The 10,397-nt window shown below is 72.1% G+C and carries 11 protein-coding genes; 5 read left to right on the top strand and 6 right to left on the bottom strand.

What is annotated here, in order from left to right; all coding sequences use genetic code 11:
- Nucleotides 1-1,857, top strand: a complete 1,857-nt coding sequence (locus TR49_RS18105; protein WP_042382946.1) for an AMP-dependent synthetase/ligase — start codon at nt 1-3, stop codon at nt 1,855-1,857.
- On the opposite strand, the gene TR49_RS18100 is transcribed toward TR49_RS18105, so the two are convergent.
- Nucleotides 1,847-2,272 (bottom strand): VOC family protein, encoded by a 426-nt coding sequence (locus TR49_RS18100; protein WP_052434392.1) that lies wholly within the window; start codon nt 2,270-2,272, stop codon nt 1,847-1,849. The genes TR49_RS18105 and TR49_RS18100 overlap by 11 nt on opposite strands.
- A gap of 10 nt (nt 2,273-2,282) precedes the next feature.
- Nucleotides 2,283-3,089 carry an SGNH/GDSL hydrolase family protein gene (locus TR49_RS18095; RefSeq protein WP_042382945.1) on the bottom strand — a complete coding sequence of 269 codons (807 nt, stop codon included), beginning with the start codon at nt 3,087-3,089 and terminating at the stop codon, nt 2,283-2,285.
- Nucleotides 3,090-3,469: 380 nt separating this feature from the next.
- On the opposite strand from TR49_RS18095, the gene TR49_RS18090 reads away from it, so the two are divergent.
- Nucleotides 3,470-4,654: a beta-ketoacyl-[acyl-carrier-protein] synthase family protein gene (locus TR49_RS18090; RefSeq protein WP_042382944.1), complete on the top strand. Its 1,185-nt coding sequence runs from the start codon at nt 3,470-3,472 to the stop codon at nt 4,652-4,654.
- Nucleotides 4,655-4,700: 46 nt separating this feature from the next.
- Here TR49_RS18090 and TR49_RS18085 read toward each other — a convergent pair whose 3' ends face one another.
- The 3 genes from TR49_RS18085 to TR49_RS18075 all read right to left on the bottom strand — a co-directional run bounded on the left by TR49_RS18085 (nt 4,701) and on the right by TR49_RS18075 (nt 7,766).
- Nucleotides 4,701-6,812 carry an ATP-binding SpoIIE family protein phosphatase gene (locus TR49_RS18085; RefSeq protein WP_042382942.1) on the bottom strand — a complete coding sequence of 704 codons (2,112 nt, stop codon included), beginning with the start codon at nt 6,810-6,812 and terminating at the stop codon, nt 4,701-4,703.
- A gap of 133 nt (nt 6,813-6,945) precedes the next feature.
- A complete protein-coding gene (locus TR49_RS18080) occupies nt 6,946-7,362 on the bottom strand; it encodes a secondary thiamine-phosphate synthase enzyme YjbQ (protein WP_042382941.1) in 417 nt (138 codons plus the stop codon).
- Between the two features lie 35 nt (nt 7,363-7,397).
- A complete protein-coding gene (locus tag TR49_RS18075) occupies nt 7,398-7,766 on the bottom strand; it encodes a BlaI/MecI/CopY family transcriptional regulator (RefSeq protein ID WP_042382939.1) in 369 nt (122 codons plus the stop codon).
- A gap of 123 nt (nt 7,767-7,889) precedes the next feature.
- Here TR49_RS18075 and TR49_RS18070 point away from each other — a divergent pair, with 123 nt between their 5' ends.
- The gene (locus TR49_RS18070; RefSeq protein ID WP_042382938.1) at nt 7,890-8,546 is read left to right on the top strand and encodes a DedA family protein; all 657 of its coding nucleotides are present in this window, start codon (nt 7,890-7,892) and stop codon (nt 8,544-8,546) included.
- A gap of 17 nt (nt 8,547-8,563) precedes the next feature.
- Nucleotides 8,564-9,181, top strand: a complete 618-nt coding sequence (locus tag TR49_RS18065; RefSeq protein ID WP_042383021.1) for a phosphatase PAP2 family protein — start codon at nt 8,564-8,566, stop codon at nt 9,179-9,181.
- Nucleotides 9,182-9,200: 19 nt separating this feature from the next.
- Here the strand turns inward: TR49_RS18065 and TR49_RS18060 are convergent, their stop codons facing one another.
- Nucleotides 9,201-9,833 (bottom strand): MBL fold metallo-hydrolase, encoded by a 633-nt coding sequence (locus TR49_RS18060; RefSeq protein ID WP_042382937.1) that lies wholly within the window; start codon nt 9,831-9,833, stop codon nt 9,201-9,203.
- A 59-nt stretch (nt 9,834-9,892) separates the two neighbouring features.
- Between TR49_RS18060 and TR49_RS18055 the strand changes: the two genes are divergently transcribed.
- Entirely contained in the window at nt 9,893-10,384 is a 492-nt protein-coding gene (locus TR49_RS18055) for a GNAT family N-acetyltransferase (protein ID WP_084724986.1), read from the top strand.
- Nucleotides 10,385-10,397 lie beyond the last annotated feature (13 nt).

The raw sequence follows: 10,397 nt of genomic DNA, 5'->3' as shown, positions 1-10,397 counted from the left end.
GTGCGCGAGTTCAGTGTTCCGGCGCTGGCGCGGTGCCCCAAGGCAGAGGGGCTGGCCGAGTCCGTCTACCGGACCGCTGAGGAGACGCCGCAGAAGCCCGTCCTGGCCAGGCGTCAGGGAGACGTCTGGACGGACGTGACCGCCGTCGACTTCCGCGACGAGGTGCTGGCCGTGGCCAAGGGCCTCCTCGCGCAGGGCATCCGCTTCGGCGACCGGGTCGCGATGATGTCCCGCACCCGCTACGAGTGGACCGTCCTGGACTACGCCCTGTGGTCGCTCGGCGCCCAGCCCGTGCCGGTCTACCCGACCTCCTCCGCGGAGCAGCTGCGCTGGATCCTCGCCGACACCCGGGCCGTCGCCTGCATCGTGGAGCACGAGGACCACGCCATGACCGTCGGCTCGGTCTGCGACACCCTCGATGACCTGCAGCACATCTGGCAGCTGGACTCGGGCGCGCTGGCGCAGCTGGCGATGGCCGGGCAGGGCATGCCGGACGAGTACGTGAACCAGCACCGGCAGGCCGTCGTCGCGGAGACCGTCGCGACCGTCATCTACACCTCCGGCACCACCGGCCGCCCCAAGGGCTGCGTGATCACCCACGGCAACTTCCTCGCCGAGTGCGACAACCTGCTGGCCCGCTACGACGACGTGTTCAGCGGACGCGGTGGCGAGCAGCCGGCGACCCTGCTCTTCCTGCCGCTGGCCCACGTCTTCGGGCGCATGATCCAGGTGACCGCGGTCCGCGGCGGGATCAAGCTCGGGCACGAGCCGAGCACCTCGCCGACCCAGCTGCTGCCCACCCTCGCGGCGTTCCGTCCGACGTTCCTGCTGGCCGTGCCGTACGTCTTCGAGAAGATGCTCCGAAGAGCCAGAGAGCGCGCCGAACGGGCCGGGCGCGCGTCCGCCTTCGAGAAGGCCTACCAGGTCGCGGTCCGCTACGCCGAGGCGCTGGAGCGTCAGGCCTTCGACGAGGGCCCGGGCCCCTCGGCCGCGCTGCGGATGCAGCACCAGCTCTACGAGTCCCTCGTCTACGGCAAGGTGCGCGCGGTCCTGGGCGGACGGCTGCGCTACGCCATGTCGGGCGGCTCGGCGATGAGCCGGGAACAGGCCCTGTTCTTCCGCGGCGCGGGCGTCACCGTGCTGGAGGGCTACGGCCTGACCGAGACCACGGCCGCCGCGACCGCCAACCCCCAGGAGAAGGTCCGCTTCGGCACCGTCGGGCAGCCCATCCCGGGCACCAGCGTGCTGATCGCCGAGGACGGCGAGATCTGGATCTCCGGCGGCCAGGTCTTCCAGGGGTACCTGCACGACACCGAGTCCACCGGCCGCACGCTGCGCGGCGGCTGGCTGGCCACCGGGGACCTGGGCCATCTGGACCGGCTGGGCTACCTGCACATCACCGGGCGCAAGAAGGAGATCCTGGTCACCAGCGGCGGCAAGAGCGTCTCGCCGGTGGTGCTGGAGGACCGCATCCGCACCCATCCCCTGGTGGCGCACTGCACGCTCGTCGGCGACGACCGGCCGTTCATCGCGGCGCTGATCACCCTCGATCCGGAGGCCGTCGAGCACTGGCTGCGCGTGCGCGGCCGCGCTCCGCTGAGCCCGATCGAGGCCGCGACGGACCCGGAGCTCCACGCCGAGCTGCAGCGCGCGGTGGTGACGGCCAACACGGCGGTCTCGCGCGCCGAGTCGGTCCGCGCGTTCCGCATCCTCGCGATCGAGTTCACCGAGCAGGCGGGCCTGCTGACGCCGTCGCTCAAGCTGCGCCGCCGGGCCATCGCGCGCGCCTGCGCGGCGGACATCGAGGCCCTCTACGCGGACGCGGCGGCGGCCCCGTCCGTCCAGCTCACGACGTGACCGGGCCGTCCGCCTGGTCCTCCTGCTCGTCCTGCTCGTCCTGCTCGTCGTAGACGAGCTCCAGCTCGAAGCCCTGACCGTCGACCAGGTGCAGCGCCTGTCCGGTGTCCACGCGCTCGGTCCAGCCGGCGGCCAGTGCCACGTCACGCAGGTCGGCGCTGCGGACCCGCCCGGGGGCCCGCAGCGCCAGGTGGTTGATCCCCGCCCGCATCCGGTCGTGGCCTCCGGGCCGCAGCGCAGGCGACTGCTCCATGACGACGTAGCTCCCGCCGGCCCGCCAGCTGCGGCCGTCCTGCCAGTGCTGGAACGGCTCGCAGCCCAGGGCGGTCAGCACCGGCCCCCACTGCCGTTCGGCGAGGGCCAGGTCGTCCGTCCACAACTCGACGTGGTGGACCAGCGGGAGATCAGCGGTCATGCACCCAGTATCAGGTGTGGGCGCTGAACACCGGGAGGTAGCCGCCCGACTGACCGGCGGAGGTGGGGTGGTAGGACTCGTCTATCGGCAGCGTGGTGCTGTGCAGCCACTGCGAGTCGGTGCAGATCTCGTGGCCGGAGAAGGCGCTGCGGACGTCGGCGAAGCTGAAGTTGCCGTACTTCGCGACCTCCTTGGCGGTGACCGAGGCCAGGTCGTCGGCCGCACCGTTGATCGCGGACCGGCTGGTGTCGCTGATCCCGAAGAGGCAGTCACCGGGGACCGCGTAGAGGTGGGGGTAGTCGAGCACCACCACGTGGGCGTTGGGCGCGTGGGAGCGGATCGCCGTGTAGACGGCGTCGAGCTTGGCGCCGAGCTGGGTGTTGATGAAGTTCTCGGCCGTGTTCACCGCGGACAGGCACGAGCTGGTGCCGTCCAGGACGCAGGTCTCCATCGTGGAGGAGAAGCCGGCGTCGTTGCCGCCGATGGTGATGCTGACCTCGGAGGTGCTGCTGCTCAGCGTGGAGAGCTGACCGCTGAGCACGTCCGCGGTGGTCGCACCGGAGCAGGCCTGGAAGCTGAAGCTGGAAGGCGCGTGCGCCTGCTGCCACAGGTAGGGGTAGGCGAGGGTGCTGCGCTCGCAAGAACCGCTGGAGGAGATGTAGCTGCCGCTGCCCACTCCGGAGGAGTAGGAGTCGCCGAGGGCGACGTAGCCGCCCGTCGACGCCTGCGCGGTGGGGGCCGCGGCGAGGGCGCCGGTGAGCAGGGCGCCGGCGGCGATCGCGCTTGCCAGGAGCCGTCTGGACGCGGGGCTGCGCATGGAACCTCCACTTGTGGTGGTGGTGCACGACTGGTCAGGGGTGGGGACAGGTCGACGCGCGTCGTCGAACTTTTTACCAGTCGGTAACACACCCGGGGAAGTGTTCATGCCAGCGTTTTGACAAGGTACGCCCTTTTGGCTGACGACTCCTGACAGATCGTCGGATGAACGGGAGTCAGCTGGGGATCCAGTGGCGCACGGTTCGCATGGGACCGGAGGACGTGGGCCGCATCACACTCATCGACGCCGTCCAAGTTGTCTACGTCACAGCGTATATGTCCATTTTGTGTGCATCCTCGAAGGGAATCGCGCTCCGAAGTGGCGCCCGTCGGCGCCCTCTTGGCCGCGACCCCATGTCCCCCCTGAAAAGGTGCACCAGCATGGCCGCTTACCTCTGCCCTCCTGCCGTCATCCACGGCGAGCACACCGTGGAGACCAGCCAGATCGTCGAGGAGGTGCGCGACCGGCATCCGCATGCGGCGTGGGAGCCGCGCATCGACGGCATCGCGGCGAGCACCGGCATCGAGGCCCGGGGCTGGATGCTGCCGCTGGAGGCGGCAGTCGCGCCGGGCAGCGGCGGCGGCCTCCAGGCGGTCGGCGTCGCCTCGGCCCAAGAGGCCTTGCAGCGCGACGGGTTCACCCAGCGGGAGGTGGACCGCGCCATCGCCGCACTCGAGGCGATACCCACGCCGCAGACCGTCCAGGAGCGCACCGCACCGGCCTGGGAGGCCGTGCGGTCCTACGGTGAGCGTGCGGCGCGCGGGGCCCTGCAGATCGCCGGACTGGACGCCGCGGACGTCGACTGCCTGATCACCAGTCACTCCACCACCCCGGCGCTGCCGGGTCTGGACGTCGCGCTGGCCAACAGCCTTCCGCTGCGCGACGACGCGATGCTGCTGCCGGCCACGCAGTGGGCGTGCATAGCGGGGACCCGTTCGCTGGCGCTGGCCGCGGACCTCGTGGCCGCCGATCCCGACCGGGTGGTCCTGGTCGTGATCTCGGAGGCACTGAGCACCACCTACCAGCCCGCGGACGACACGCTCGAGTCCCTGATCGTCCGGCTGCTGTTCGCGGACACCGCAGTCGCGGCGGTGGTCACCGGCCGTCAACGGGACGAGTCGGTGCTGCGCCTGGACTCCGCCTGGCACCACACGCTGCCCGGCACCCAGGACCTGCACCGCCTGGACACGCGGGAGGACGGCGCCCACTTCGTGATGGACCGGCGCGGGCCGCGCGCGGTCCAGGAGACGGTCACCGCGATGTGGGAGTGGCTGCGCGTCCGCTACCAGGACGACCCGGAGGCCTGGCACCCCGACGTGCTGCTGGCGCACCCCGGCGGGACCCGGGTGCTGGAGTACATGGAGCAGACGATGCCCGACGCCTGGCCGTCGGGACTGCTGGACCACAGCCGGGAGAGCTACACCAGCGGCAACCGCGGAGGCGCCGCGGTGTTCGACATCATGCGGCGGGCGCACGACGCCGGGCAGGCCCCGGGCAGTCGCGCCGTCCTGTACGCGGCCGCTCCGGGCCTCACCGCCACCGCCCTGGAAGGCGAGTGGCTGTAGCGCGGATCCGCGCGGCGGGCACGGGCTTCCCCGGTCCGCAGCCGCGTCACTTCGCGACCTCCGCCCAGACGACCTTGCCGGTGTCCGTCCAGCGCACCCCCCACCGGGTGGTGAGCCGGTGCACGATGCGCAGGCCGCGGCCGCTCTCGTCGAGGAGGCCGCCCCGGCTCAGCCGCGGTCTGCCGTTGCCGGTGTCGCCCACCTCGCACAGCAGGCCGTGACCGGTCCTGATCACCCGGACCGTGATCGGACCGCTGGCGTAGCGCACCGCGTTCGCGACCAGCTCGCTGACCAGCAGCAGCACGTCGTCCCGGGTGTCGTCCGCGGTGCCCCAGTGCCGCAGCAGCGCGGAGAGCCGCGCCCGGGCGGCGGCGGGGGCGTCGTTCCGGGCGGGCAACCGCCAGGTCGTGGTGTCCCCCTTGCGGTAGCCGATCATCCGCGCGAGCAGCAGGGTCACGTCGTCCCGCTGGCGCGCGGGCGCCACTGCGGAGACGACGCGGCGGGCGGCCTGCTGCAGGTCGTCCCAGGGGTGGACCGCGGACACGGCGTCCGCCAGCCGGCCGATGCCCTCGTCGATCGACACGGCCGGGTCCTCCACCAGGCCGTCCGTGTACAGCGCGAGCAGGGAGCCCGGGGGCGTGTCGAACGTGTGCACGCCGAACGGCTCCCGCAGCGCGAACTCGGCGCCGAGGCCGGGGTGAGGCCGGACCGCCAGCGGGCGGGTGCGCCCGTCCGGGAGGAGCAGCACCGGAGGGAGGTGGCCGGCACTGGACAGCGCCATCCGGTGGCTGACCGGGTCGTAGAGGGCGATGCAACAGGTGGATCCCAGGGCGCTGTAGCCGGCCGCCAGCCCGGACTCCGTGTCGTCCAGCAGCGTCACGGTCTCGTCCAGGCGCTCCAGCACCTCGTCGGGCGCCAGCCCCGCGGACAGCAGCGCCCGGGCCTCCATGCTGAGCTGGCCCATGGCGGCCGCGGCCCCCAGACCGTGCCCGACGACGTCGCCGACCACCAGTGCGGTGCGGCCGTCCGGCAGCGGAAAGCTGTTCACCCAGTCACCGCCGACGCCCGCGCTGTCGGGAGTGGCGGGCTGGTACACGCTGGCGATCTCGACGGTGTCGCCGCCCGTCCGGGGCAGCAGCCGGCGCTGCAGCGCCAGCACCTGCGTGTGCTCGCGCTGGTGCTGACGGGCCAGGTCGACGTGGTGGGCGGTCCTGGCCACCAGTTCCTGCAGGTCGAACAGCTCGCTGTCGCGGAACGGGAGGTCCGCCCGCCGCCAGACCTCCGCCACGCCCAGCACGACGGGCGGCTCGCCGTCCAGGACCAGCGGAATGCACGCCACGCCCGCCGACCGGTCACCGGGCACCAGGGCGCGCATCACCTGCGGACCGCCGAACACCCGCTCCACGGCCTCCCGGTCGGGTACGACGATGGCCTGCGGGGCGTCGTCCCGCCGGACCGCCTGGGCCAGCAGACGACTCGCGTCGCCGGGAAGGTCGTCGCCAGGGGTCACGTAGCCCTCGGGCCACGCCCGGTCCGGCACCAGGGCCGCCCGCCGCAGCCGGATGCGCCCCTCCCCCTGCCCGGTGATCCCCTCGCCCGTCCACACGGCGTAGTCGAGGTCGACCGCGGCCACGTCTCCCCAGGCCAGCAGGGACTGCGCCAGCGACTGCGCGGTCTCGCCGATGTCCAGGGAGGTGCCGATCGCGGTCTCGGCCGCGTACAGGTGCAATCTCGTGGCCATGGCGATCAGGGAGACGGTCAGCCCCTCCTGGGGCGCCGCGGCGGGCAGGACGCTCAACGAGACGACCAGCTCCGACCCGTCTCTCCGGCGCAGGCGCTGGATCCGGGCGACGTGCGCCTCACCGGTCTCCAGCACCTGGCGCAGCCGCCGGGTGACGGTCGGCACGTCCCCCGGGGGCAGAAGGTCGACGAAGGGACTCCCGACTCCGGCGTCCAGGCCCGCGAACACGGGGGCCTGAAGATTGCAGCGGGTGATCCTCAGCTCCCTGTCCAGACTGACCGCGCCGAGAATCTGATCGTGACGGCCGTCCCCCGGGTCCTCGGGCGCGTCCGCCCCGCCGCGTGAGAGGTTGCGCTCCAAGGCGCTGCTGACCAGGTCGAACGGCGAGGAGGACGAGGGAGAGGGTGTGGAGTCCATGCGGCTCCCTCAGCAGTCCCCGGCGCGGAGCCGGGGCGGTGTTCTGACCCGTGCGACGGGGCCCCGAAATGCCTGACCGCACATCCCATTCAATAACACCGGACGCCGCTTCGCGCCGTGGCTGTCGCAGCCGTCACATGAGGAAGCTCAGCCGCACGGTGCGCACGGGGTTGTCGACGTTGGTGTCGATCAGCACCACCGACTGCCAGGTGCCGAGCGCCATCCGCCCGTCCACCACCGGCAGGGTCGCGTGCGGGGCGACCAGCCCCGGCAGGACGTGGTCGCGGCCGTGGCCGGGCGAGCCGTGGCGGTGGCGCCAGCGGTCGTCGGCCGGGAGCAGTTCCCGCAGCGCGGCCAGCAGGTCGTCGTCGCTGCCGGCGCCGGTCTCGATCACGGCGATGCCCGCGGTAGCGTGCGGGACGAAGACGTTGAGCAGGCCGTCCGCGCCGGCGGCCACCTCGTCGAGGAAGGACCGGCAGCGGTCGGTGAGGTCGACGGCCGTCTCGCGGTGCCCGGTGGTCATTTGGAAGGTGCGGGTACTGAACGTCATGCGCCCATCTTCCACGGGAACGGCACCCTGACGGTTCAGCCGCCCAGGAGGCGGCGCAGGTGTTCCTCGTCCTCGTCGCTCAGGCCCGAGACGAAGCGCGCGAGCACGGCCTCGCGGTCCTGCTCCTTGTCGAGCTCGCTGCGCATCCGGCGCGCCGCGAGCCCCGGCGCGTCGGCGACCTCGCGCGCGGGCGCGTAGGCGAACGCGCGGCCGCTTCGCGTCCGCTGCACGACCCCCTTTTCGTGCAGTCGGGAGAGGATCGTGTTGACGGTGGTCCGGGCCAGCCCGCCACCCAGCGACCGCTGGATCTCGGCCGGGGTCATCGGGCCCGTGGCCGCCCACAGCACGGACAGGACGCCCGACTCCAGCTCACCCGGATGCCGCCGCTGCCCCTCGGTCGCCACCTGCGAGCCACCCTTCTGTCGTCTTCGTGATTCCGCTCTTCCATCCACTACAGTGACACAGAACGACTACACACATGTAGACGTTAAGCGATTCGCAGCCACTATCGCAGGAGGATCGAACCCATGGCCCCCGACCCCACGGGCGTGCACCAGCTCGCGGTGAACATCCTCGATGCGAACTCGCTGCTGGCCGCCTTCGGCGCACTCGGCATCCTGGTCGTGCTCTTCGCGGAGACCGGCCTGCTCGTCGGCTTCTTCCTGCCGGGCGACTCCCTGCTGTTCACCGCGGGCCTGCTCTGCACCACGAGCAAGAACGGCGTGCACCTGAACCTCGGCGCGGTGCTGGTCTGCGCCGCCGTCGGCGCGCTGCTCGGCGCCCAGGTCGGCTACCTGATCGGGCTCAAGGGCGGCAAGGCGCTGCTGACACGCACCAACAACAAGCACCTGCTCGCCGGAGCCGACCGGGCCGAGGAGATCCTCGCCAAGTACGGCTACGCCAAGGCCATCGTGCTCGCGCGCTTCATCCCCGTCGTGCGCACCGTCCTCAACCCGATGGCGGGCGCGCTCAACGTGCCGGTGAAGACGTTCACCCTGTGGCAGGTCGTCGGCGGCCTGCTCTGGTCCGTCGGCGTGACGATGGCGGGCTACGCGCTCGGCTCCAGCATCCCCGACATCGACAAGTACCTTCTGCCCATCATCGGCCTGATCGTCGTCGTCTCTGTCATCCCGATCGGCCTCGAACTGATGCGCTCCCGCAAGAGCAGCGCCTCCGCGGAGTGACCACCCCCTTGAACACCGTGAACGACCTCGCACTGGACGGGGCCCCCATCGACGGCGGCCTGTACACCTGGTTCACCCGTCAGGCGCAGAGCGCGCCGCACTGGCTGGACGACCTGGTCTCCTTCTACGCCACCCTGGGCCTGGGCGTCTTCGCCCTGCTGATGATCTGGGGCTGGTGGCAGGCCCGCCAGGCGCGCAGCGCCGCGGCGATGGCGACGGCGCTGGCCGTACCGGTCGCCGTCGTCCTCGCCTACGTGGTGAACGACCTCCTGAAGAGCGTCTTCACCGAGGTCCGACCATGCCAGGCCATCGCCCACACGGTCACCCTGCAGCCCTGCCCCGGCGTGGGCGACTGGTCCTTCCCGAGCAACCACTCCACGATCGCCGCAGCGTCGGCCGCGGCGCTGTGGATCCTCGACCGCAGGATCGGCATCGTCGCCTCGGTGCTGGCGCTGTTCATGGCCTTCTCGCGGGTCTGGGTGGGCGCGCACTACCCGCACGACGTGGTCGTCGGCCTCGTCGTCGGCGCCCTGGTCGCCGCCCCGGCGACCCTGGCCGCGCGCCGCTACGCGCCACCGCTGGTGGTGCGGCTGCAGAGCGGGATGCTGCGCCCGCTGCTGACAGCCGCCGACTGAGCTCCCGCCCGGACCTCGCTCAGAGGTCCACCGACGCCCCCGGCTCCAGACGCTCGTACGCCGTGCCGGGGGCGATCTCGTTCAGCGCGAAGGCCGCGCTGCCGAGCCCGATGTCGCTGAGCCCCGCGTCGTGCACGGCGAAGGCGCGCTTCGCGCCCACCGCGTTGACGTAGTCGACCACGTCGCCGAGCCTGGACCAGGGCGCGTGGACCGGCAGCAGCAGCGTGCCGACCGGCTGCTCCGGCACCGTCAGCGCGTCGCCGGGGTGGAAGATCCCCTCGACCAGGTAGCCGGTGTTGGCGACGATCGGCCAGTGCGGGTGGACCTGCGCGTGCCACTCGCCGTGCACCTGCACCTCGAACCCGGCGGCGGTGAAGGCGTCCCCGTTCCCGACCGCGGTCACCCGCCCGGCGCCGAGACCGCCGAACCGGGCGGCGAGGTCGCGGTTGGTCCAGATCCGCAGCCCCGGGTTGGCCTCCAGCGCACCGCGGATCGCCGCCTCGTCGCAGTGGTCCTGGTGCTCGTGCGTGATGAGGACGGCGTCGGCGCCGTCCATCGCCGTCGGGTCGCTGTAGCTGCCCGGGTCGATGACCAGGACGTGGCCGTCCCGTTCGAGTCGGACGCAGGCGTGGCCGAACTTGGTCAGCTTCATGGTCGTGAGGCTAGCCTGCTCGCAGTCTCCGTCCCCCCGAAACCTCCAGGAGCAGCACGGTGATCCGTCCCGCCCGGCCGGCCGATCTCGCGGCTGTCGCCGCGGTCTACGCCCACTACGTGCGGGAGACCGTCGTCACCTTCGACGAGGTGCCGCCCACGGAGGCCGACTGGCGTGCGAAGGCGGAGGACCTGGCGACACGCGGGCTGCCGTTCCTCGTCGCGGAGGCCGACGGCGAGATCGCCGGGTACGCCTACGTGAGCCACTACCGGCCCAAGCCCGCCTACCGGCACACGGGCGAGAACTCGATCTACCTCGCCCCCGGTCGCACCGGCCTGGGCCTGGGCAGCGCACTCCTGGACGCGCTGCTGACGGCCTGCGAGCCCACCGATCTGCGGCAGTTGGTGGCCGTGATCGCGGACTCCGGCAGCGACGCCTCCGCCGCGCTGCACCGGCGCTTCGGCTTCGAGCCGGCGGGACGGCTCAGGAGCGTGGGCTTCAAGCACGGCCGATGGATCGACACGGTCCTGATGCAGCGCGCCCTGGGCTGAGCCGGGCTCCCCG

The organism is Streptacidiphilus melanogenes, from assembly GCF_000787835.1.
GTDB classification, from domain to species: Bacteria; Actinomycetota; Actinomycetes; order Streptomycetales; family Streptomycetaceae; genus Streptacidiphilus; species Streptacidiphilus melanogenes.
The sequence above is the reverse complement of the archived record's forward strand: the minus strand, read 5'-3'. Positions and strand labels throughout refer to the sequence as shown.

What these genes read in the sequence shown, in the direction of transcription:
- TR49_RS18100 (WP_052434392.1), bottom strand. Translation starts at nt 2,272, where the DNA reads ATGACCGCTGATCTCCCGCTGGTCCACCACGTCGAGTTGTGGACGGAC.
- TR49_RS18095 (WP_042382945.1), bottom strand. Translation starts at nt 3,089, where the DNA reads ATGCGCAGCCCCGCGTCCAGACGGCTCCTGGCAAGCGCGATCGCCGCC.
- TR49_RS18090 (WP_042382944.1), top strand. Translation starts at nt 3,470, where the DNA reads ATGGCCGCTTACCTCTGCCCTCCTGCCGTCATCCACGGCGAGCACACC.
- TR49_RS18085 (WP_042382942.1), bottom strand. Translation starts at nt 6,812, where the DNA reads ATGGACTCCACACCCTCTCCCTCGTCCTCCTCGCCGTTCGACCTGGTC.
- TR49_RS18080 (WP_042382941.1), bottom strand. Translation starts at nt 7,362, where the DNA reads ATGACGTTCAGTACCCGCACCTTCCAAATGACCACCGGGCACCGCGAG.
- TR49_RS18070 (WP_042382938.1), top strand. Translation starts at nt 7,890, where the DNA reads ATGGCCCCCGACCCCACGGGCGTGCACCAGCTCGCGGTGAACATCCTC.
- TR49_RS18060 (WP_042382937.1), bottom strand. Translation starts at nt 9,833, where the DNA reads ATGAAGCTGACCAAGTTCGGCCACGCCTGCGTCCGACTCGAACGGGAC.